The organism is Gilvimarinus sp. 2_MG-2023, from assembly GCF_030547685.1.
GTDB lineage: Bacteria > Pseudomonadota > Gammaproteobacteria > Pseudomonadales > Cellvibrionaceae > Gilvimarinus.
This window is the reverse complement of record NZ_JAUOQM010000044.1, coordinates 115,660-138,035: the sequence shown is the minus strand read 5'-3', so window position 1 is coordinate 138,035 and position 22,376 is coordinate 115,660. Positions and strand designations below refer to the sequence as shown.

Annotated in this window: 18 protein-coding genes; 5 read left to right on the top strand and 13 right to left on the bottom strand. The window is 53.5% G+C overall.

The genetic code is table 11. The features are described 5' to 3' along the window. Nucleotides 1–54: 54 nt before the first annotated feature. Both glnE and Q4526_RS10000 read right to left on the bottom strand, forming a co-directional pair. Nucleotides 55–3,000: a bifunctional [glutamate--ammonia ligase]-adenylyl-L-tyrosine phosphorylase/[glutamate--ammonia-ligase] adenylyltransferase gene (glnE, locus tag Q4526_RS10005; protein ID WP_215976934.1), complete on the bottom strand. Its 2,946-nt coding sequence runs from the start codon at nucleotides 2,998–3,000 to the stop codon at nucleotides 55–57. A gap of 36 nt (nucleotides 3,001–3,036) precedes the next feature. Further along, a complete protein-coding gene (locus tag Q4526_RS10000) occupies nucleotides 3,037–4,812 on the bottom strand; it encodes a GspE/PulE family protein (RefSeq protein WP_215976933.1) in 1,776 nt (591 codons plus the stop codon). A gap of 160 nt (nucleotides 4,813–4,972) precedes the next feature. Here Q4526_RS10000 and Q4526_RS09995 point away from each other — a divergent pair, with 160 nt between their 5' ends. From Q4526_RS09995 to ilvD, 5 genes are all read left to right on the top strand, one after another. Further along, on the top strand, nucleotides 4,973–5,653 hold the full coding sequence (locus Q4526_RS09995) for a TIGR00153 family protein (protein ID WP_215976932.1): 681 nt from the start codon (nucleotides 4,973–4,975) through the stop codon (nucleotides 5,651–5,653). 43 nt (nucleotides 5,654–5,696) lie between these two features. Beyond that, on the top strand, nucleotides 5,697–6,968 hold the full coding sequence (locus Q4526_RS09990; protein ID WP_215976931.1) for an inorganic phosphate transporter: 1,272 nt from the start codon (nucleotides 5,697–5,699) through the stop codon (nucleotides 6,966–6,968). Nucleotides 6,969–7,088: 120 nt separating this feature from the next. Then, nucleotides 7,089–8,276, top strand: a complete 1,188-nt coding sequence (argE, locus tag Q4526_RS09985; RefSeq protein WP_215976930.1) for an acetylornithine deacetylase — start codon at nucleotides 7,089–7,091, stop codon at nucleotides 8,274–8,276. After that, nucleotides 8,269–9,585, top strand: coding sequence for an amino-acid N-acetyltransferase (argA, locus tag Q4526_RS09980; RefSeq protein WP_215976929.1), 1,317 nt, complete (start codon nucleotides 8,269–8,271; stop codon nucleotides 9,583–9,585). Before argE ends, argA begins: the two co-directional genes overlap by 8 nt. Nucleotides 9,586–9,708: 123 nt before the next feature. After that, nucleotides 9,709–11,550, top strand: coding sequence for a dihydroxy-acid dehydratase (gene ilvD, locus Q4526_RS09975; protein ID WP_215976928.1), 1,842 nt, complete (start codon nucleotides 9,709–9,711; stop codon nucleotides 11,548–11,550). Between the two features lie 124 nt (nucleotides 11,551–11,674). Here ilvD and Q4526_RS09970 read toward each other — a convergent pair whose 3' ends face one another. From Q4526_RS09970 to Q4526_RS09920, 11 genes are all read right to left on the bottom strand, one after another. After that, a complete protein-coding gene (locus Q4526_RS09970; RefSeq protein ID WP_215976927.1) occupies nucleotides 11,675–13,051 on the bottom strand; it encodes a lipopolysaccharide assembly protein LapB in 1,377 nt (458 codons plus the stop codon). A gap of 11 nt (nucleotides 13,052–13,062) precedes the next feature. Then, nucleotides 13,063–13,683, bottom strand: a complete 621-nt coding sequence (locus Q4526_RS09965) for a TonB family protein (protein ID WP_215976926.1) — start codon at nucleotides 13,681–13,683, stop codon at nucleotides 13,063–13,065. Nucleotides 13,684–13,689: 6 nt separating this feature from the next. Further along, a complete protein-coding gene (locus Q4526_RS09960) occupies nucleotides 13,690–14,094 on the bottom strand; it encodes a biopolymer transporter ExbD (RefSeq protein ID WP_215976925.1) in 405 nt (134 codons plus the stop codon). A gap of 38 nt (nucleotides 14,095–14,132) precedes the next feature. Beyond that, nucleotides 14,133–14,657: a MotA/TolQ/ExbB proton channel family protein gene (locus Q4526_RS09955; protein ID WP_215976924.1), complete on the bottom strand. Its 525-nt coding sequence runs from the start codon at nucleotides 14,655–14,657 to the stop codon at nucleotides 14,133–14,135. Nucleotides 14,658–14,668: 11 nt separating this feature from the next. After that, a complete protein-coding gene (locus tag Q4526_RS09950; RefSeq protein ID WP_215976923.1) occupies nucleotides 14,669–16,054 on the bottom strand; it encodes a MotA/TolQ/ExbB proton channel family protein in 1,386 nt (461 codons plus the stop codon). After that, nucleotides 16,051–16,833, bottom strand: a complete 783-nt coding sequence (locus tag Q4526_RS09945; protein ID WP_215976922.1) for a DUF3450 domain-containing protein — start codon at nucleotides 16,831–16,833, stop codon at nucleotides 16,051–16,053. The genes Q4526_RS09950 and Q4526_RS09945 overlap by 4 nt, the downstream gene beginning before the upstream one ends. 273 nt (nucleotides 16,834–17,106) lie before the next feature. Next, nucleotides 17,107–17,622: a dihydrofolate reductase gene (locus tag Q4526_RS09940; protein ID WP_303609608.1), complete on the bottom strand. Its 516-nt coding sequence runs from the start codon at nucleotides 17,620–17,622 to the stop codon at nucleotides 17,107–17,109. A gap of 23 nt (nucleotides 17,623–17,645) precedes the next feature. Further along, nucleotides 17,646–18,485 (bottom strand): thymidylate synthase, encoded by an 840-nt coding sequence (locus Q4526_RS09935; protein ID WP_215976921.1) that lies wholly within the window; start codon nucleotides 18,483–18,485, stop codon nucleotides 17,646–17,648. Further along, entirely contained in the window at nucleotides 18,482–19,300 is an 819-nt protein-coding gene (lgt, locus tag Q4526_RS09930) for a prolipoprotein diacylglyceryl transferase (protein ID WP_215977111.1), read from the bottom strand. The genes Q4526_RS09935 and lgt overlap by 4 nt, the downstream gene beginning before the upstream one ends. A 120-nt stretch (nucleotides 19,301–19,420) precedes the next feature. Next, the gene (gene ptsP, locus Q4526_RS09925) at nucleotides 19,421–21,700 is read right to left on the bottom strand and encodes a phosphoenolpyruvate--protein phosphotransferase (RefSeq protein WP_215977110.1); all 2,280 of its coding nucleotides are present in this window, start codon (nucleotides 21,698–21,700) and stop codon (nucleotides 19,421–19,423) included. Nucleotides 21,701–21,760: 60 nt separating this feature from the next. Then, a complete protein-coding gene (locus Q4526_RS09920) occupies nucleotides 21,761–22,264 on the bottom strand; it encodes an RNA pyrophosphohydrolase (protein ID WP_215976920.1) in 504 nt (167 codons plus the stop codon). Nucleotides 22,265–22,376: the final 112 nt, after the last annotated feature.

Below are 22,376 nucleotides of genomic sequence, written 5' to 3'. Positions count from 1 at the left end.
CCTAAACAGTTCAATTATCATTCGGGGAAAGGTCGATGCTCGTTAGCACGCCCATTAATTTGTGGCGCCGACCATCAACTGTCGCCAGTGCCCAGTAACTTGCTCTCGCTCCTGTGCGAAAACGTCGCTACCTTGCAATACCGCCTCTTGGCGCTGTAGCGCAAGACGGTGACCGGTGGATCGATAGGCCTTGTAGGCTTCAATCAATTGCGAAACGGCTTGATCGGTCAGCAATGCTTCACTCTCAAGGGTTTCGAGTATGCGGATATTGTCCGTGTACCGGGTGAGCGAGGGCGCTTTTTGGGCCCACGCTAAAACGGCGTATTGAACCATAAATTCGATATCGACGATACCACCACTGTCCTGCTTGAGGTGAAATTTGCCACTATCTGTACCGCTACCGAGGTGCCCGCGCATTTTTTCGCGCATTTCGATCACATCTTGGCGCAGCTTTTGGATTTCTCGCGGCTGACATAAAAGCTCACTGCGCACCTGCGCAAAGCGGTCCGCCAAGTCTGTTTTGCCGGCGACCGCGCGGGCACGCACCAGCGCTTGATGCTCCCAGGTCCAGGCCTCGGTACGCTGATACTTCGCAAACGCATCGAGTGAGGTCACCAACATGCCCGAGTTCCCAGACGGCCGCAAACGCATATCGACATCGTACAACTTGCCCGACATGGTTTGCGTATCCAATATGTGGATAATCCTCTGCCCTAAGCGGGTGTAGAACGTCAGGTTATCGACCGACTTTTCACCACTGGTAGAGCCTGATGCATCACTGTCGTGCACAAACACCAAGTCCAAATCCGAACCGTGTCCCAGCTCAATGCCGCCGAGCTTACCGTAACCGAGCACTATAAAATTCGGCTCTCGCTCCTCCTCGCCAGAAGCTGTGCACGGGTAGCCGTGGCGCGCGGTCATTTGCTCCCACGCCAGCGCCAGCACATGCTCGAGGATAACTTCAGCTAAATCTGTTAAATAATCGCTCACCTTCATCAGTGGTAAGGCACCGGTCACCTCACTCGCCGCCACCCGCAAGGCATGGGCGCTGCGAAAGTAACGCAGGGTTTCCATATGACCTTCCAAGTCGTCCCAGCCAAACCTAAGCAATTCGCGCCTGAGTTCATCCACCAAGGCGTCTTTATCGGGCGGCGTGTAGAGGCTCTCGGGCGTCAGCAACTCATCGAGTAATATCGGGTGCTGGGCCAACTGATCGGCAATCCAGGGGCTGGCCGCACTCAAATGTACCAATTGAGCCAGCGCGGTGGGGTTTTCCACCAGCAGTACTAAATAAGCGCTGCGCCGGGCCACTGACTCGACAAAAGGCAAAATTCGCTTGAGCGTATCGGCGTAAGCTATGTCTGACTCGCCGGCAAGGCCAATTAAGAGCCTAGGCACAAATTGATCCAACCGACTGCGACTGGAGGCCTGCATCGCGATGACCTGTCGCGAGTTTTTCAATCCATCCAACAGTGCCAGTATCGTTTTTCCATCGTCGCAGCCTTGGGCAGCCAAAAATTCTATCGCCTCGGCCCCGTGCAGTGACTCATCCCATAAGGCACGCCACTCATTCAGCTCACCATCATCCAGCGACTGCTCCTGATCGGGGTCGGCGATCACGGCCTGGAACTCTTCGTTAACCGTGGTGCGCACCGCGTTGAGTTCAGTAAAAAAGCTCGGCCAGTCGGCGAAGCCCATCACCACGGCTAGACGCAACTGCCCTTGCTCGTCCATCGGCAGCGACTGAGTTTGCCGATCCTGGTAACCTTGTATAGCGTGCTCGGTATTGCGTAAAAAGAGATACGCTCGGTGCAGTGCGACACCGCTGCCATCGGGCAGATACCCCTGCGCCTCCAGCATGGGCAACAATTTGCACACCTGGCGCTCGCGCAGCTCCAGCTCGCGCCCGCCGCGAATAAGCTGGAACAACTGCACCACAAACTCTACCTCGCGGATGCCGCCTTCCCCCAGCTTTACATCCATATCCATGCCTTTGCGCTGTACTTGCCGGTTAATCAGGCCCTTCATATCGCGCAGCGCTTCGATAGCACCAAAGTCCACATACTGGCGGTAGGTAAAGGGGGCCAGCATATTCATCAACTCATCACAGGCCGCCTCGCCTCCCGCCGTCCAAGCCACGGGGCGGGCCTTAATCATGGCGTAGCGCTCCCAGTCGCGCCCCTGAGACTGGTAATACCCTTCCAGGGCATCAAAGTTTTGTACCAGCGCCCCGCTTTGCCCGTGCGGGCGCAGTCGCATATCCACCCTAAACACAAAGCCATCCGCGGTTTGGGTGTCCAGCGATTGAATAAGTTTTTGCCCCAGTCGAACAAAAAATTCCTGGTTGGTTAAATTTTTTCGCTCGCCATTAGTTTCCCCCGCCTCGGGGTAGGCAAAAATCAAATCGATATCGGAGGACACATTCAACTCAAGCGCCCCCAGCTTGCCCATACCGAGCACGACCATGGCCTGGGTATCACCTGAATGTCGCCCCTTGGGCTCACCGAAGCGCGCTGCCAGTGCCCGGTAGTGCCAGTTCAGGCTGCCCTGGATTAAGGTGTCAGCTAGGCGAGACAACTCTGAAGTCGTCTGTTCGGTGTCGGCCAAGCGGGTAAAGTCTCGCCAAATAATACGCACCATGGCTCGGTTGCGAGAGCGCCGCAGTAACCGATCCAAGTTGGTGTCGTCCTCAGCCGCGTCAATTTGGGCGGCCAAATCGATTAACACGGACTGAGCTTGCTCGGTAAATAACGCGCCCGTGGCGATTAAATCGGCCAATAGATCCGGGTGGCGAATACAGGTTTGTGCGACAAACTCGCTGGTGGCTAAAACAAAGCGAAGCTGGCGTTCAAACGCGCCCCATTCAGGTGCCCCGCTACACTGTTCAAGGAGTTGGGGCAAGGCCGCTAATTCAGCTTGAGAAAACGCTTGCTGAAGGGCGTCAAGTTGACGCTCCGCCTCTTGGGCAAGAGGTTCAGGCAGAGTGGGTAGTGCGATCATCGAATCTCCGGGTTTTATTGAATACTTATGGGCCGCTTATCGTTCACGTCTTTCTGGTGGCGGGGCAACGCGCAGCACTTCTTCCATAGTGGTTAAGCCGGCGGCAATCTTCTGCGCGCCCGACAGTCGCAGGGTGCGCATACCCTCGCGCATGGCCTGCTTACGCAAAGCTTGCAGGTTGCACTTTTCGGTAATCATGTCTTGCACAGTGTCGCTCAGCATCAGAATCTCATAGATTCCCTGCCGGCCCAAATAGCCAGTATTGCGACACTCAAGGCACCCCACCGGGCGATAGACCTTCTCCGGAATGTTTACTTTCCAGGGTGAAACCAGCGACTCCCAGTCCTCGCGCTTGATCTCCCCTTCCTCTTTACAGTGAGGACATAGGGTTCGCACCAGGCGCTGGGCCATAACGCCGAGCAAAGTGGCATTGATCAAATACGCCGGTATCCCCAAATCCAGCAACCGCGCGATGGATGCCGGCGCGTCATTGGTATGCAGCGTAGATAACACCAAGTGGCCGGTTAGCGCGGCCTGCACGGCCATTTGTGCTGTCTCTAGGTCACGCATCTCGCCCACCATAATGATATCTGGGTCCTGGCGCATTAAGGTGCGAATGCCCGCGGCAAAATCCAACTCAATTTTGTGGTGCACCTGAGTCTGGTTGAAGCTCTCCTCCACCATTTCTATCGGGTCTTCAATGGTGCTGACATTGACCTCGCTGGTTGCCAGTTTGCGCAACGAGGAATAGAGCGTGGTGGTCTTACCGGAACCGGTGGGGCCAGTAACTAAGACAATCCCGTTGGGGCGCGACAGCATGCCGTCCCAACGCTTAAAGTCATCGCCCACCAGGCCCAAGTCGTGAAAACTGCGCAGCAGTACTTCCGGGTCAAATATCCGCATTACCAATTTTTCACCAAAGGCGGTGGGCAATGTCGACAGGCGCAGCTCCACTTCGCTTTCATCGGCGCGGCGCGTTTTAATTCGACCATCCTGGGGTTTGCGCTTCTCGGCAATATTCATCCGCCCCAACACTTTAAAACGGCTGACTACGGCCATCGCCACGCTGGCAGGAAACTCATAGACATCGTGCAGCACGCCGTCAATACGAAAGCGCACTCGCCCCACCTCACGACGTGGCTCAACGTGAATATCACTGGCGCGCTGATCGTAAGCGTACTGCAGCAGCCAATCGACAATATTGACCACATGTTTATCATCCGCCTCGGGGTCGCCCAGTGATTTAAGCTCTACCAATTGCTCAAAATTGGTGACGACCGAGTTCTTACCCCCGGTCGCGCCCGACACCGAACGGGCCAGCGTGTAGAACTCTATTTGATAGCGCTCGACATCCGCCGGGTTGGCAAACACCTTTTTCACCCGGCGCCGGGCCACATGCTCTACCTGCGGTTCCCAACCCTCGATAAACGGCTGTGCGCAAGCGATCTCAACCTCGTCGGGGGTGACACCCACACAGAGAATACCGTGGCGCTTGGCAAAGGCGTAAGAAACCACCGAGGTAACTTTGGAGACATCAATCTTTAACGGATCGATATGAACCACCGGTAGTTGCGCCCGATCAGCCATCCAGTGAGTTAAAGCCTCACCGTCGAGTAACTTGCCGGGGTGCAAGGCATCGTCTACATTTTGACTGGCAATGTACGCTAATGGGTGCATGGTTGACTGTTTGCGCGTACGGTTTGCCCCCAATAGCACATTGGCGTCCTCTTGGCTCATACGCCCATCACTCACCAAATCGGTGATCACCGAGCGTAATTCCAGCACCATTGATACGGTGGCCTGTTGCGACATAGCGGGCTCCTTGTGCCTGAGCTGTCTTGCGATATGACCGATTGTAGCCTCTGGATACACCAGCCGTCACGAACGGATCGACAAACAGAGCGCGGTTTTGGGGTGACCTGCGGCCCGATAATTCATATACTGCGCGCTAATTCTGCACAAGGATAATGTTATGGCCTTTGGTAACCCCTTTTCCAACATGTTTGGGCAATCCCCGATTAAGCCCATGCAGGAGCACATGAGCGTGGCCGTGAAAGCGTCCAGCCGCCTAGCGGATTTTTTTGAAGCTGTGATTAACGGCGACTGGGACAACGCCCGTCGCGTTCAGCAGGAGATCTCGGAGATAGAGCATCAGGCTGACGATTTGAAAAAACAATTGCGCCTGCACCTTCCCAAAAGCTTGTTTTTACCGGTACCCCGCTCCGATCTTTTAGAACTGCTCAGTATGCAGGATCGCATCGCCAACAAAGCGCAGGATATCTCAGGCATTATGCTTGGCCGCCACATGTCTATTCCCGCCACTTTACAGCAACAATTTGTCGAGTTTGTCGACTCGGCGCAAAAAACCGCTGAGCAAGCGCTTACGGCTATTAATGAGCTGGACGAACTGCTGGAAACCGGTTTTAGCGGCCGCGAGCTGGATATCGTTGAAAATATGATCGAAAAGCTGGATCAGTACGAGCGCAGCAACGACGCCCTTCAGGTAGAGATTCGCGCCAAGCTCTTTGCGCTAGAAGCTGACTTACCGCCAGTGGATGTGATGTTCCTGTACCAGGTCATTGACTGGATTGGCGAGCTGGCCGACAGGGCCCAAGCCGTCGGTAGCCGCCTGCAACTATTGCTGGCCCGCTAATCAATCAGAACTCTATTATCGAATTAACACTGGGGAACACCACATGACCGTGATCGCGGAATACGGCCAAATACTGCTGATACTCGCTTGTGTATTTGGCTTCTTTATGGCTTGGGGCGTAGGTGCCAACGATGTTGCCAACGCCATGGGTACATCGGTAGGCTCCAAGGCCCTCACCGTAAAACAGGCGATTGTTGTCGCCATGATCTTTGAATTTTTGGGTGCCTATCTGGCCGGCGGGGCTGTTACTTCGACGATCCGCAAAGGCATCGTCGACCCGGCAATTATGGCCGGCACACCCGAGCTTTTGGTGTACGGCATGCTCTCGGCGCTGCTAGCGGCGGGCACCTGGCTGCTTATTGCGAGCATTTTGGGCTGGCCGGTATCCACCACCCACTCCATTGTCGGGGCCATTGTCGGCTTCGCTGCGGTAGGCATCTCCCCAGAGGCCGTGGCCTGGGGCAAGGTACTGTCGATTGTAGCGAGTTGGGTAGTCTCGCCCATGCTGGCCGGAACCATCGCCTTCTTTATTTTCCGGTCAGTGCAAAAGCTTATTCTGAATACCGAAAATCCCATGTTGCAAGCGCGGCGCTATATTCCGTTTTATATGTTTGCAGTGGGCTTTTTAATCGCCATGGTCACCCTGCTCAAGGGGCTTAAGCACGTGTTTAAAGACAGCGGTTTTTCTCTGAACTTTGTGGAAAGCGCCATGGTCGCCGCGATTGTGGGCGCCATTGTGTGCGCTATTGGTATTGTGATGCTGCGCCGGGTCAAGCCAGAGGAAACCGATACCGGCAACCGCTTTGCCAATGTGGAAAAGATGTTCGCCGTTTTGATGATCTTTACGGCCTGTGCTATGGCTTTTGCTCACGGCTCGAACGACGTCGCCAACGCTGTCGGCCCGCTGGCAGCCATTATCAATGTCATTAAAACCGGCAGCGTAACGGCCAAGTCCATGATGCCCAGCTGGGTGCTATTAATCGGCGGCCTAGGTATTGTTATTGGCCTTGCTACCTACGGCTTTAAGGTAATGGCCACCATCGGTAAAAAAATTACCGAGCTGACTCCCAGCCGCGGTTTTGCAGCGGAGCTCGCTGCAGCTGCCACCGTGGTGCTGGCCTCGGGCACGGGCCTGCCCATTTCAACCACCCACACCTTGGTAGGTGCTGTCCTCGGGGTTGGCCTCGCCCGCGGTATTGGCGCGCTCAACTTAGGCGTGGTTGGCTCTATCTTTATGTCGTGGGTGGTCACTTTACCCGCTGGCGCCGGTTTAGCTATTTTGTTCTTCTTCTTTTTCAAAGGTATATTTGGCTAGCCCCTCCGGGATAGGCTTACCGGGAGGGCACCCGCCCTCCCGTCACTCGCTCCAAGTTCCCCCATACCCGTAACGCGCCAGCTGTATTACACTAACAGGCTGTTTTACGGAGTTTAACCCATGCCCTTTGATTTACAGCGATACACCCAACAACTGCAACAGCTGGTAGCCGAACCGTCGGTCAGCTGCGCCGTGCCGAGTTGGGATATGAGCAACCAGCGTGTGATTGAACTGCTTGCCAACTGGCTCGACGATTACGGGTTCAATACCGAGATCATGCCGGTGCAGGGGCATGCGGGGAAATACAACTTATTAGCCACGCTTGGCAGTGGTGATGGCGGGCTGGTATTTGCCGGCCACAGCGACACTGTGCCCTACGATGAAGACCGCTGGCAGAGCAACCCTTTCCAATTGAGCGAGCGCGACGGGCGATTGTACGGTTTGGGCGCCACGGATATGAAAGGGTTTTTCCCTGCGGTGCTAGAAGCGGTGCGTCAAATCGACAGCTCGAAACTACAGCAGCCGATTATGGTGCTCGCCACTGCCGATGAAGAGAGCAGCATGAGCGGTGCACGGCAGCTCGCTGCCAGCGGCGGGCTTAAAGCGCGCTACGCCGTGGTCGGCGAGCCCACCAGCCTGCAACCGATCCATATGCACAAGGGTATTATGATGGAGTCGATACGGGTTGTGGGGGCTGCGGGCCATTCCTCCAACCCAGCGCTCGGTAACAATGCACTGGAGGCCATGCACGAGGTAATGACCGAGCTTATGGCTTACCGGGGCGAACTGCAGGAGCGCTATCGCAACCCGGGATTTGCCGTCGAAATTCCCACGTTGAACCTCGGTTGCATTCACGGCGGAGACGGCGCCAACCGCATTTGCGGGGAGTGCGAGTTGCACTTTGATTTACGCTCCACCCCCGGCATGCACAACGATGAACTGCGCCAGCAAATCAGCCAGCGGCTGACACCTTTGGCCGAGCGCCGTAAACTTGATATAGTTTTCTCAACTTTATTTGAAGGGGTTGATCCATTTTATCAATCGGCCGACGCCGAGCTGATTAAAACCTGCGAGAGTCTGACCGGGCAAAGTCCCGCCAGTGTTGGCTTTGCCACCGAGGCGCCGTTTTATCGAAAAATGGGCATGCAGACCGTGGTAATGGGGCCGGGCTCAATTGATCAGGCCCATCAAAGCAACGAATTTATTGCCCTTGAACAAATCGAACCGGCCGTGAACAGTTTTAAGGGGTTGATAGAAACCCTATGCATGGCAGACATCCCCAGCGACAAAAGGCCCAATCATGAGTGATGATACGCAAAAGGACTATGTAAAGTGGTTTCGCCACTCGTCGCCCTATATCAACGCCCACCGGGGTAAAACTTTTGTCGTCATGCTGCCGGGCGAGGCTCTCGGGCACGCCAATTTCAGCCACATTATTCAAGACTTGGCACTGCTGGCCAGCTTAGGGGTACGCTTGGTATTAGTGCACGGCGCGCGCCCGCAAATTGATGCCCGCCTCAATGCCGGCCAGCTCGCCACCCAATTCCATCAATCGCTTCGCATCACCGACGATAAGAGCTTAAGCGCCGTACTACAGGCCATCGGCGAGGCGCGAATCACTATGGAGGCTGCGCTTTCAACCGGCTTGCCCAACTCCCCCATGCACGGCTCACGAATCGAAGTGGTCAGCGGCAATTTTGTCTCAGCCATGCCCCACGGGGTTATTGATGGTGTGGACTTACAACACACCGGCAAAGTGCGCAGGGTAAACACGCAACAACTGGTGCGCTCGCTCGACGCCGGAGCCATTGCGCTGTTATCGCCTTTGGGCTACTCGGCCACCGGAGAGGTGTTTAATTTAACCTATGCTGATGTCGCGACCCATGTCGCCTCTGCTTTGCAGGCTGACAAACTACTGGCCTTTTGCGATGCCGATGGTGTCTATGATCAGGATGGCACACTGATACGCCAGTTCACCCTCACTCAGTGCCAACAGCACATTGAACACAAGGGTAGCCAATTATCGGACCTAGTGGGCCTGGCACTGCAAAGCGCCTACTTAAGCTGCCAGCAAGGGGTAAGGCGCGCCCAGCTGGTTAACTTTACTCAGGATGGCGCACTACTGGGCGAACTGTTCACCCGTGACGGTCAGGGCACCATGGTCTACTCGGGTCACTACGAACAATTGCGACCGGCGACGATTGATGATGTGGGCGGGATTTTAGAGCTTATCGCCCCGCTTGAGGACAAAGGCATTTTGGTGCGCCGCTCGCGCGAGCGGCTGGAGACAGAAATAAACCAGTTTAACGTCATGGAAAAAGACGGCACGATCATCGCCTGCGCCTCACTGCATCCGTATAGCGAGATCGCTGAGCTGGCCTGCGTTGCCACCCATCCGGATTATCGCAAAGGTGGACGAGCTCAAGCTTTACTTGAGCAATTGGAACAGGGCGCTGGCAAACAAGGCATACGCCGTTTATTTGTTTTAACCACCCAGACCGCCCATTGGTTTTTGGAACAGGGCTTTGTGCCCGGCCAAATCGATGATCTGCCCATTGAAAAACAGTCACTGTATAACCTACAGCGCGGCTCAAAGATCTTTTTTAAAGATATTTAACAGCGTCCGTAATATACCGGTACCCCGGTGCCTGACAGTTCTCGTCCTGCCGGTAAATCTGGTATCCTTGCCGGTTATTCATTCGGGCCCCTGCGGGGCTGCAGCCATTAATCCGGGGAAATTATGCCTACTTATCGCTCCAGAACCACCACCGCCGGCCGCAATATGGCCGGTGCCCGCGCATTATGGCGCGCAACCGGCATGAAAGACGACGACTTTCAAAAGCCAATTATCGCCATTGCCAACTCTTTTACTCAGTTTGTGCCCGGCCATGTGCACTTGAAAGACATGGGTCAGCTGGTGGCACGCGAAGTTGAAAAGGCCGGTGGTGTTGCCAAAGAATTCAACACGATTGCGGTCGATGACGGTATCGCCATGGGCCACGACGGCATGCTTTATTCGCTGCCCTCGCGCGATATTATCGCCGACTCCGTGGAGTATATGGTCAATGCTCACTGTGCCGACGCGCTGGTGTGCATTTCCAACTGTGACAAAATCACCCCCGGAATGCTCATGGCCGCCATGCGCCTTAATGTCCCGGTAATTTTTGTCTCCGGCGGCCCTATGGAAGCCGGCAAAACCAAATTGCTCGATCATGGTCTGGACTTAATCGACGCCATGGTCATGGCAGCCGACGACAGCGTTGACGATGAAACACTAACTGAAATTGAACGCAGCGCTTGCCCCACCTGCGGTAGCTGCTCGGGCATGTTCACCGCTAACTCAATGAACTGCCTGACCGAAGCCCTTGGACTTTCGCTACCTGGCAATGGCACAATTGTGGCCACCCACGCCGACCGCGAACAATTATTTAAACGCGCCGGACACCGTATTGTCGAAATTGCCAAACGTTATTACGAGGGCGATGAAGAACACCTTCTACCCCGCGCTATTGGCAATAAAAAAGCCTTTGGCAATGCGATGGCACTGGATATCGCCATGGGCGGCTCAACCAATACCATTTTGCACTTATTGGCTGCGGCGCAAGAAGCTGAATTGGATTTTGGCATGGCCGATATCGACCGCATCTCACGTGAAGTACCTCAGCTTTGTAAGGTTGCCCCCAACACACAAAAATATCATATTGAAGATGTGCATCGTGCTGGTGGCATTATGGGCATACTCGGCGAATTGGATCGCGCAGGCGTATTGGATACCACTGTGCCTACCGTCCACAGTGACACATTAAAAGAAGCGCTCGACACATGGGACATCATGCGTGACCCGAGCCCAGAGGTAGTCGAGTTCTTTAAAGCCGGCCCCGGCGGCGTTCCCACGCAAGTCGCCTTTAGCCAAGCCGCGCGCTGGCCCAGCCTGGACGGGGATCGTCAAACGGGCTGTATTCGCCATATCGATCATGCCTTTTCCACCGAAGGTGGTCTGGCCGTTCTCTACGGCAATATTGCTGAAAATGGCTGTGTGGTAAAGACCGCCGGCGTAGACGATTCCATTTTAGTCTTCGAAGGCCCAGCCCATGTCGTTGAAAGCCAAGAAGCTGCCGTAGAAGATGTTTTGGAAGGCAGGGTAAAGGCGGGAGATGTCGTTATTATCCGCTACGAAGGCCCGCGTGGCGGCCCAGGCATGCAAGAGATGCTCTACCCTACAAGCTACCTTAAATCTAAAGGTCTCGGCAAAGACTGTGCCCTGCTGACCGACGGTCGCTTTTCAGGTGGAACCTCGGGCCTTTCCATTGGCCACGCCTCACCCGAAGCCGCAGCTGGGGGCGCTATTGGATTGGTCGAAAGTGGTGACACTATTCGTATCGACATCCCCAATCGCACGATCGATGTTCAAATTTCCACTCGCGAGCTACACGACCGACGCGAAAAAATGGATGCTAGCGACAACCCCTGGAAACCCGTTGAAGTCAGGCCGCGCCGTGTCAGCGCTTCGCTCAAAGCTTATGCCATGCTTGCCACCAGTGCCGATAAAGGTGCCGTGCGTGATTTAAACCTGCTGGATTAACCTTGATTCAAGCGCATTAAAGAACCCGCTACGGCGGGTTTTTTAATGCCTAAGAAAAAATCCTCGATACTTAAAACAAAAAAACCGGCCATAAGGCCGGTTTTTTGTAGAAGATCTAAGCGAACTAGCCTTCTTTCAATGCTTCCTGACGCTTGCGCTCACCTTCAGTAAACTTAATCCACTGGTTGGCAAACTGACGACTGCGCTTATCACGTGACGCTTTGGTAAACGCCTCAATCGCCTCTTCAAAGTTACCCAACTCAAGCTCGGTTTGACCAATGGTCATATGAACTTGATCAGGTCGCTTCAAACCGCCTTTACTCAGCGCATTTTTAGCCGCTGAAGACGCTGCGCTAAACTCATCGCGAGAGAACAACAAACGCGCCAGATTAAAATAAAGGTCACCGTCATCAGACTTGGCGGCGGCACGCTTCATTTCTACCAGAGCTTTATCGGTCTCTTGCGCTAAGCGCCATGAATTCGCCAACAACTCGAGATTCGCTGATGTTGGATCCACCAACTTATCGTTATTGATGGCTTTATCCAGCACTTTAGCCGCTTTATATGGCGCTTCATTCTCGATGAAGTAACCGGCTAAACCTTTCAGTTCATTTTCTTTTTTCAGTCCACCCATAACATACATGGAGTCCTGAGCGCGACTGAAATTCTCCATTTGCCCCAGCTCATAATACAAGCTCGACAACTGAGTCCAGTAGTTCATCTTCGGATAGTGACGAACCAGTGTCTTTACAATACTCAAAGTCGACTGAAAGTCTTCTTTGAAATAATAAAGTGCGCGCAAAAAGCTCAACCAATCTTCACGAGGGACTTTGCCTTCGGCTTCATACACTTGAACTGCATGCAGCATGTTAGCCAAAGCCTTCTCTGGCTGATCGGCACCATAGTATATCTGAGCGAGGGTCGCATATTGGCTAGGCGAGATCATCGCCACCATTTTTGACCACTTTTCCAAATACTCTACAGCTTTCTGTTCATTTTCTTCTTGTGCGTAAAGCTGACCCAAGAAGTAGTAGAACTGAGCCTCGGTACCAACAGGCAAATTAGGGGATTGGCCTACGACCTTTTCGAAATAACGAATGGTATTCGCTGTATCTTCACGTTCGTAGTAAATCTGCCCTAATACCTGAAACAACATCGCCTTGGCGTATGGATTCAGGTCGTCGGCATCTTCTTCCATTTCTTTGGCCATCTCAAAAGCTTTTGCTGGGTTCGGCTTGGCGCCGTCAGCAATTTGCTCATCATTTGGCTCTAGGGTCGATGTGACTTCGCTATAGTCTTCCAGAAAAGACTGAGGCAAGCCCGGCAATCGACGTGGATCAGGACGCTTTTCAGCAGGTTGCAGCGCTTTTGCGCCAGCCGGCGCCACATCCAGTGCTGACACATCGGCAGCACTCAATAAGGCAAACGGAGCCGCAGCAACAACCGACACTGCAACTGACTTACGCAAGGTGTTGGTAATTACGGATTTCAACTTCTTCATTTTCACCACCCCTACTTCGCCAGTTCGAAGGTAAAGCGGTTGCGAACACCTGGAACTTCAATCGCAGTACCGTCGATTACCCGTGGCTTGTATTTAAATTTCTCGGCAGCACGAATCGCAGCTCGGTTAAACATAGTAGTTTCACTACCATCTTTTTTGATCGCCTCAATCACCACCACATCGCGAGTTGCCCCGGTAGTGGTTACTGTGTATTCGACGGTCACGAACCCTTCAACACCACGCTGAGCGGCGCGTCGTGGGTACTGAGGTGCAACTTTTACGATAGGCAAATACTCACCATCGCCACCCAAGCCACTAGTGCTGATGTTGATATCGGCACCGAGACTAGGCGCATCCATATTTAAACCTTGTGGGTTCATATCTGGTGCCTTGAAGTCGGGCTCTGGAATATCCGGCGGAGGTGTCTCCGGCGTTTCCGGCTTGTCCGGCTTCGCTGCTTCGTAGCGAGTCTCAATCGTGGTATCCGGCATTTGAATATTTTCGATCCGAGTAGTCTCAGGTTTATCTTCGGCTTTCAGATCAGTGTTAATCAATGCCTGCATCAGAAATAGAAGGCCAAACGTGGTGCCTACCGCTAATGCAATCGAAATTATTACTCTTCCAAAATTCATAGCGGCCTAATTCTTCACAGTTGAAACGGCTATGTTACTCACACTCAGCTGACGAGCGGTATCGGCCACCTCAGCAAGCAGTTTTACACTCGCTTCAGCGTCGGCCTGAATAACAACACTGCCGTTTGGATTATCTGCAAGCAGACGCTCTATTTGCGCCCGCACCCCACGAGGATCCACCTCTTGCTTGTCGATCCAGATCTCATCGCCATCGGTAATCGCAATCAAGATACTGGCGTCTTTCTTCTCTTCCGCCGTAGTCGCATCAGGACGATCAACCTCTACCCCGGTCTCTTTAATGAACGTGGCAGTTACGATAAAGAAGATCAGCATGATGAAGACAACGTCCAGCATAGGAGTGAGGTCAATCGCTCCGCTCTGCTCGTCTTCAGCTTCGTTTCTACTGCTCATGGCAATTCTCTTTTAACTGGTTGCTAGTCTTGCCAGCCTCAGTGATCCATCGTCAGATGGTCAGCAAGCAACTGATTTTCACGGTTGGCTATGCGAGTCAGATAGGTGTTGGCAAACAGGCCAGACAGTGCTGCAACCATACCCGCCATTGTCGGGATAGTCGCTTTCGAGACACCACCTGCCATCTCTTTGGCATCACCACCACCGGTTACAGACAACACATTGAACACTTCAATCATGCCGGTAACAGTACCCAACAGACCGAGGAGCGGACACAAACTTACCATAGTGGCAATCATGTCCATATTAGTGTTGACCTTATCCTCAACTCGAGAGATCAGCGCATAACGAATCTGGTGTGCATTCCAGGACTTGCGCTCGGAGCGTGCTTCCCAAGCATCCAAGGCCTTCTGTACATCGCCCTTCAAACCACCTTTGAAGTACCACATCCGCTCGAAAGCGAGTGTCCACATTACGAAGGTTAGGGCGGCGATCCCAATCAAGATGGGGCCGCCCTGGTCTAGAAAGGCTTTAATGGCGGCTACTGCTTCCATTAAACCCATATCTTTTACTCCTACTTGCGCTCGGCGTTTTCGGCGATGATACCTGCAGCCTGCTCTTCAAGTACGTGCAGAACACGCTTGGCACGGCCATTCACAACGGTGTGGATCAGTACGGTTGGAATAGCAACCAACAGCCCCCAAACGGTGGTGATCAAGGCAGAGGAAATACCGCTGGCCATGTTTTTCGGATCACCGGCACCGAAGATGGTAATAGCCTGGAAGGTCAGAATCATACCGGTAACGGTACCCAACAGACCCATCAGAGGCGCGACAGCTGCGATGATTTTCAGAATAGACAAGCCACTCTCAATAGCAGGACGCTCTTTCAATACAGCTTCTTCAAGTTTCAGCTCAAGTGTCTCGCCGTCAACGGTTGGGTTGTCTTCGGCTACTTTCAACACACGACCCAGTGGGTTATTGGTGTTGGCTTTGCTAGATTTCAGCTGCGAGCTTACCTTGGCACTGACAGTGAACAGGTACAAGAAGCGCCACACACCGATCAGCAGTGCAACAGCACCAACGATCATAATGGCGTAACCAACTTCACCGCCCTGACTCCACAGACGCTCACCCCACGTTGGGCTGTCGATCAATGCAGTTAACAGAGAACCACCGGTAGGACCTGTAGGGTCAATACCTATGCCCACCAGACCGCCACCGGCGTTTTGCAGTTCATCAGCCGCGCTCAGATAGTTACCGGTAGGCTGACGGGTCAGCTCTTCCATTTTGTAACCGTCGGAGATGTAGTTCAGGTACTTGCCGTTAGACAGCAGGTTGTAAGAACCAACACGTACAACCTCTTGGCTTACTTGCTCGCCATTTGGTTTGATAACAGTGCCGTTAAACTTAACAATCTTGCCGCTCTCAACCATTTGACGCTGCTGTTCGTACCACAGACGCTCGATCTCTTGGATCGAAGGCAGACGAGAGTTGCTGTTCATTTTATCGATCAAGGTGGTTAAGAACTCACCGCGATTGGGGTACTGAGCCGAAATCAGCGAGGTGCTCAAAGTAGAGCGTAAATCACCGGCCGTTGAGGTCAGATGACCGAACAGTTCTTTCAGTGAACCCAGCTCTTCGTTGAACTGCTTGGTTTTGGCATCAACATCCAGCTCTTGCTTGGCGTAAGTGTCTTCCAAACGAGCAGAGCGAGCTTCTTCAGCGGCCAGGGTGTCCTGCGCCTGCTTAAGCAAACCCGCTTGGTTGTTTTTCTCACGCTGGAACTGCTGCTCACGCTTCTTGTGTTCGGCAGATTCATTAATGCGCGACTCTTTCACCATGTTCAACAGTTCATCAAGGCTAGCAGCCTTGTCGTCACTTTGAGCCATTGCGATATTGGTGGCGAACAGGCCGGCAGCCAAGGCTACCAGGCAGCTTTTAGCAAACTTCATTTTCATTGCGCCGCCTCCGGAGTTTGGACTGGTACAAACATAATGTCTTTAGCGGCCTGATTGCGGGCGATGCGCAGGCCTTTAAGGATCTGACCGCGGTAGGAGTCATCCAGGGCAACCCATTCACCCTGAACTGGGTCATAGGCACCTGATTGCTCAGTGTCAGTTGTTTGATACATCAAAGAGACACGACCGATACGCAAAATATTGACTTCGCGATCCTGACCATCGATATTCAAAGTGTCACGGTAGGCTTCGATGAAGCGGCCGTATTCACTCTCGATACGGTAAGCTTCAAGCACCTGACGGAACTTCTCAGCAACCGAAATATCGGCACGGTCTTGGTTGTCACGCAGCATAGCGATACGGTCAAGACGCTCTTCCAGCTTAAATGGCTTGTCCAACTCTACAAAGTTTTCCAGCGCATCCAACATACGAATCACCAGCGGCTGAATGCGACGCTGAATAACAGTAACGTTTTCAATGGAATCGTTGAGGTCTTCAATAACCGTAAGCTGAGCGGCAATTTGCTTCTCGAGCTGGCTGTTGTATAGACGCATATCTTCGATTGACTTGTTGACTTGCTTAAATTGAACCAGCAAGTCGTCAGTTTCCTGAGCAAGACGATCGATACGGACTTGGGAGTCCTTGGCCAAGGTTGTTTTTGTCTGGCTAACCTGGAGAACTTGCTCCAAGGTTTCATCTGCCATGACAGCGCTACCCATTAGCGCACTGGCAGAAAGCACAGTGGTCAGAGCCACGGCTTTCATTCGCTGCTTTTTCATATATCCCCCAACTCGGGTGCTTCATCAGGTTTGTGCGACAGACTGCTGTCACAGACGCATATCCACTGAGCCTCTTACGAGGTCGTTAAGAACGCAGCATTGTAATAAGAGGCTTCCTCTACATTCAATGCCTAATCCAAATGCCTTTACAACTGTGTATATTGGTATCATACAGGTAACACTTTACCGCACCATCACAAGGCACAGGTAACGCTTGCCCAATATTTAACCACACATTAATTATAAAAGATGCCAAATAGGTCGATAAACGTTTTAAGCAATCGCCCGGGCGTTACGCTCCAATACCAAAAAACAGTGAGGCAGCGGAGCATCCGCCTCACCCGCTTGGCGAGATATCTCTCGCCAGTCGCTCTCGGGTAGCTCGGGAAAAAAGGCATCAGCCTCCTCCACAGCCACATCAATCTCTGTCATATAGATTCGGTCGGCCCGCGCCAAAGCTGCGCGATATATTTGCTCGCCACCGATAACCATGATCTCCCCCACCCCGGCAGGCACATGATCCCGCGCCAGGTCAATCGCCCGATCAACACTGGTTGCACTGGCCACTCCTTCGGGGGCAGGCCAGTGCTCGTCACGAGAAATGACAATATTAAGACGCCCCGGCAGCGGTCGACCAATCGACTCAAAAGTCTTTCGGCCCATAATAATCGGCTTGCCGAGGGTCACCCGCTTAAAATACTTCAGGTCAGCCGGCAAATGCCAAGGCATGGTATTGCCTTTGCCTATGGCGTTTTCGGCGCCGCAGGCGACTATCATGGCTAATTTCAAGGGGCTCCTCCTAACTATCCAGGTTAAACCGAAATCGGCGCTTTTATGCGCGGATAGGGATCATAGCCCTCAAATTGAAAATCATCTACCTCATAGTCAAAAATAGACGCCGGTTTTCGCGCAATCACTAGCTTGGGCAAGGTGCGCGGTGCGCGCTCCAACTGGGCGAAGACTATGTCGTCGGTCAGGTGGTCATTGTAAAGGTGGCAGTCGCCAAAAGTATGGACAAAATCGCCCACTTCGAGTTCACACTGCTCGGCAATCATATGGGTCAAGAGTGCGTAACTGGCAATATTGAAGGGCACTCCCAAAAACAAATCGGCACTACGCTGATACAACTGGCACGACAACTTGCCATCGGCCACATAAAACTGAAACAAGGTGTGGCACGCCGCCAGGGCCATTCTACCCGCCGCGACATTGTCCTGGGGCGACACCCCCTCATCGGGCAAGTCAGCAGGGTTCCACGCACTGACAATTAACCGGCGCGAATTGGGCTTGGTGCGAATTTGTTCGATCACTTGGGTAATCTGATCAATAGTGGAGCCATCTGGGCAGGCCCAGCTGCGCCATTGCTTGCCGTACACCGGCCCCAGGTCACCGTCCGCGGTGGCCCACTCGTTCCAAATGCGACAGCCGCGCTCTTGCAACCATTGCACATCAGTACGGCCTTGCAAAAACCACAAAAGCTCAACAATCACACTCTTTAGATGCACCGTTTTAGTGGTCACTAGCGGGAAGCCCTGAGCCAAATCGAACCGCAACTGCCGACCAAACACTGAGCGGGTACCTGTACCGGTGCGATCTCCCCGGTCAAGGCCGTTATCCACCACATCGCGCATTAAATCCAAATATTGTTTCACTTGTCTCCCCCCTGAGCGGCCTTACCCATCAACTTATGACTGCCATAGGCTGCCACCAACAAACCCACACCTAATACAAGAAGCGGTAACGACAGCAGCTGTCCACGAGTCACCCAACCGAACAGGTCGAACTGTATGTGCTGATCCGGCTCCCGAGCGAATTCGACCAAGATCCTAAACAGCGCATAACCAATCAAGAAAACACCGCTAACCGCACCCGCCGGGCGAGGCTTTTTGGAAAACCAAAAAACAATAATGAAGAGCAGAATGCCCTCCAGAGCCATCTGATAAAGCTGCGATGGGTGACGCGCCAGCTGCTCCGGGTCTTTAGGAAACACCATCGCCCAAGGCAGGTCGGTAGCTCGGCCCCAGAGTTCTTGACCAATAAAATTGCCCAATCGACCAAAAGCCAGTCCCAAAGGCACAATCGGCGCTACGAAGTCGGTTAATCGCAAATAAGGAATATGCAGGCGATGGGCGTAAAACAACATCGCCAATACGACGCCGATAAAGCCACCATGGAAAGACATGCCGCCCTCCCAGATACGGAACAACCACAAAGGGTCGTTCATCCATGCGTCAAAATTATAAAACACCACATAACCAAAACGGCCGCCCAGCACCACGCCGAAGGCTCCGTAGGTAATTAGGTTTTCTACCTGGGGACGGGTAATGGGAGAGCCTGCCCGGCCGGCCCTATGCATAGCTACACCCCAGGCCGCCGCGAACGCCAGTAAATACATAATGCCGTACCAGTGCACATCCAGCGGGCCAACAGAGATTGCTACAGGATCAAAATTCGGGTGGGTCAGCATAGTATTTGGTATCACTCTGGCGGCAAACGAAAAGGATGGCATCATACCATCGCGATTGTGACAGGGGGAAGCGCCGCCCAGCGAGAAGCCAGCGGACGGCTCAAGGGCGAGCGAGCCGTGTTAATTCAGCTGGCGAGTTTCGTCTTCTTCTAGCGGGCGAACCACACGGCTGACTCCCGCCTCACGCAAGGTTTGTGCAATGCGGGCACGAATCTGCTCCGCATCGATCAACTGCATGACATCCGAGTACAGGGCCTCGGCCTGATCCATATTAATGGAGCGAATGACCGATTTTACTTTAGGCAAGTTAGAGGCGTTCATCGACAATACGTCGTAACCCATCGCCATTAAAATAATGGCTGCACCGGGGTCGCCGGCAAGCTCACCACAAATCCCAACACTCACCCCCTGCGAGTGGCCGGCCTGCACCACTTGCTCCAGGGCTCGCAACACTGCGGGGTGGAAGGCTTGGTATAAATCTGCCACTCGGGCATTATTGCGATCCACCGCCAATAGATATTGAGTTAAGTCGTTGCTGCCCACCGACAAGAAGTCTACACGCTCGGCCAGCTCACGCGCCTGATAGACCGCCGCCGGCACTTCAATCATAACCCCAATAGGTGGCAAATTGACCTCGAAACCCTCTTCCAACAGTTCGTGGTAGGCTCGGTAAATCAGCGTTTTAGCCTGTTCGAGCTCGGTAATACCGGATATCATCGGCAACAGGATACGCAAGTTATCAAGCCCAACGCTGGCCTTCAACATGGCCCTTATCTGCGCAAGGAAAATTTCCGGATGATCGAGGGTAACCCGAATGCCGCGCCACCCCAAAAATGGGTTGTCTTCAGAAATCGGAAAATACGGCAGCGCCTTATCGCCCCCAATATCCAGGGTACGCACCGTCACCGTGTGTGGGGCGAAAGCTTCGAGCTGCTCGCGGTAAATGATCCGCTGCTCTTCTTCGGAGGGGAAGCGGTCGCGCAATAAGAATGGCACCTCGGTGCGGTACAAGCCCACGCCCTCGGCGCCGCGCTCTAGTGACCTCAACACATCGGTCATCAGACCCGTATTCACCCACAGAGGCAATCGGTGCTTATCCAGAGTCTCACAAGGGAGGTCACTAAGTGCCTCCAGCCCCTTAACCAGCTCATGCTCCTCAAGGGCAATGGCTTCGTAATGCTTTAACAGCTGCGCACCTGGGTCACTGTAAACCGCCCCTTTGTAACCATCGACAATCAAGGGCCGACCGTCCATGCGGGTGTAGGGTAAGTCCTGCGCCCCCATAATCGTGGGGATTCCCATGGCGCGAGCCAAAATAGCCACGTGAGAGTTACTGGAACCCTGCACAGACACAAGCCCCACCAACTTATCCGCCGGCACTTCGCCCAACATAGAGGCGGTTAAGTCATCGCCAATAAGAATGGTTTTATCGGGGTAAATTTTGCAGTGCTGATTGGACTCTTGCAGGTACGCCAGCACCCGGCGCCCAAGATCGCGCACATCGGTCGCCCGCTCGCGCAGATAGTCATCACTCATGCCGGCAAAGGCATTCTCATGTTCGAGAATAACCTCGCTCCAGGCATAGGGGGCACAGGTGCCCTCTTTGATCTTGGCAATGACCTCGCCCCCCAATGAGGCGTCATCCAGCATGGCGAGGTAGGCATCGAACAAGGCGCGCTCTTCGCGGTTAAGCCGCTCTTCGAGCTGCTGCCCAAGCCCTTTGATATCTTCACGCACTGCCATTAAACACTGCTGAAAAAAATCAATTTCAGCGCTTATGTCTTGGCAGGCTTGAAACGGGACCGACTTTAAATCCGCCAAAGGTGCAATAACCACCCCTTGGCCAATGGCAATCCCTGGCGCACCGGACACCCCGGCAAACTTCGCCTGAGCTGGCGCCTGTCCCACAGACAACATGGTGCCAGTTGCCTCCGCGTGGGCGATGACTCCGGCCAGCTGGGCTGACATGGTTACCAAGAAGGCTTCATCGCCCTCATCGAAACGGCGTCTTTCACTTTGCTGGACCACCAGCACACCCAGCACTTGGCGGTGGTGAACAATCGGCACACCGAGAAAGGAGCTGTAACGCTCTTCACCGGTTTCGGGGAAATATTGATAGCTGGGGTGAGATTCGGCATCTTCAAGGTTGACCGGCTCTTCGCGGACCACTACCCGACCCACCAAACCTTCACCACGAGCAAGACGCACCTGCCCCACCGCCTCTGCCTGCAAACCCTCGGTGGCCATTAATACGTAGTCACCGACGTGATCGCGCAAATAAACCGAACACACCTGGGTCTGCATGGCCTGCTTAACACGTGCGACAATAATACCCAGTACCTTATTCAGGTCCCGGGCGGTATTAACTTCCTGTACGATCCTGCGCAGTGAATTAAGCATAGTTGCCATTAGTGTTCACTCAAGATGTTATTCCGTCGGTCTCAACCACTGTGATGAGCCCTACGATGTTAGAAACTGCATACGCTCCATTTGACTATGAGCCGCCGCCAGCTCTTTAAGAGCCCTGCGGTACACATCACGCTTAAAAGCCACCACTTTCCCCAAGGGATACCAATAGGACACCCAGCGCCAATCGTCAAATTCTGCGTGACCGTCATTATCTACCGTAATGCGCTGCTCGTCGCCTTTAAGCTTGAGCAAAAACCATTTTTGTTTCTGTCCCACGCACAGCGGCTGAGCATTGTGTCGAACCAATCGATGCGGCAGCCGATAACGCAGCCAGCCGCGGGTGCAGGCGATAATATCCACATCGGCCTCAGTCAACCCTATTTCTTCACCTAACTCACGGTATAAAGCCTGCTCGGGAGTCTCGTGGTGATTAATCCCCCCCTGCGGGAACTGCCAGGCGTCTTGCCCACCCACACGGCGAGCCCAAAGGACTTGTCCTTGCTCGTTTGTTAGAATTATCCCTACATTGGGGCGAAACCCATCGGAATCTATCACTGCACCTTCCCAACTATATAATTATTGTGGCTATGGACCCAATTCATTAGCTCAGGCCCTAGCCACTGCGGCCTTTGCCCCGCGGATGCGTCTGTCGCTATTTTGAGGCTTT

Bases quoted from the DNA above. Each gene is read 5' to 3' on its own strand.
- Q4526_RS09955 (WP_215976924.1), bottom strand. From the start codon at position 14,657: ATGGGTTTAATGGAAGCAGTAGCCGCCATTAAAGCCTTTCTAGACCAG.
- Q4526_RS09990 (WP_215976931.1), top strand. From the start codon at position 5,697: ATGACCGTGATCGCGGAATACGGCCAAATACTGCTGATACTCGCTTGT.
- ilvD (WP_215976928.1), top strand. From the start codon at position 9,709: ATGCCTACTTATCGCTCCAGAACCACCACCGCCGGCCGCAATATGGCC.
- Q4526_RS09970 (WP_215976927.1), bottom strand. From the start codon at position 13,051: ATGAAGAAGTTGAAATCCGTAATTACCAACACCTTGCGTAAGTCAGTT.
- Q4526_RS09965 (WP_215976926.1), bottom strand. From the start codon at position 13,683: ATGAATTTTGGAAGAGTAATAATTTCGATTGCATTAGCGGTAGGCACC.
- Q4526_RS09950 (WP_215976923.1), bottom strand. From the start codon at position 16,054: ATGAAAATGAAGTTTGCTAAAAGCTGCCTGGTAGCCTTGGCTGCCGGC.
- lgt (WP_215977111.1), bottom strand. From the start codon at position 19,300: ATGCTGACCCACCCGAATTTTGATCCTGTAGCAATCTCTGTTGGCCCG.
- argE (WP_215976930.1), top strand. From the start codon at position 7,089: ATGCCCTTTGATTTACAGCGATACACCCAACAACTGCAACAGCTGGTA.
- argA (WP_215976929.1), top strand. From the start codon at position 8,269: ATGAGTGATGATACGCAAAAGGACTATGTAAAGTGGTTTCGCCACTCG.
- Q4526_RS10000 (WP_215976933.1), bottom strand. From the start codon at position 4,812: ATGTCGCAACAGGCCACCGTATCAATGGTGCTGGAATTACGCTCGGTG.
- Q4526_RS09945 (WP_215976922.1), bottom strand. From the start codon at position 16,833: ATGAAAAAGCAGCGAATGAAAGCCGTGGCTCTGACCACTGTGCTTTCT.
- ptsP (WP_215977110.1), bottom strand. From the start codon at position 21,700: ATGCTTAATTCACTGCGCAGGATCGTACAGGAAGTTAATACCGCCCGG.
- glnE (WP_215976934.1), bottom strand. From the start codon at position 3,000: ATGATCGCACTACCCACTCTGCCTGAACCTCTTGCCCAAGAGGCGGAG.
- Q4526_RS09995 (WP_215976932.1), top strand. From the start codon at position 4,973: ATGGCCTTTGGTAACCCCTTTTCCAACATGTTTGGGCAATCCCCGATT.
- Q4526_RS09960 (WP_215976925.1), bottom strand. From the start codon at position 14,094: ATGAGCAGTAGAAACGAAGCTGAAGACGAGCAGAGCGGAGCGATTGAC.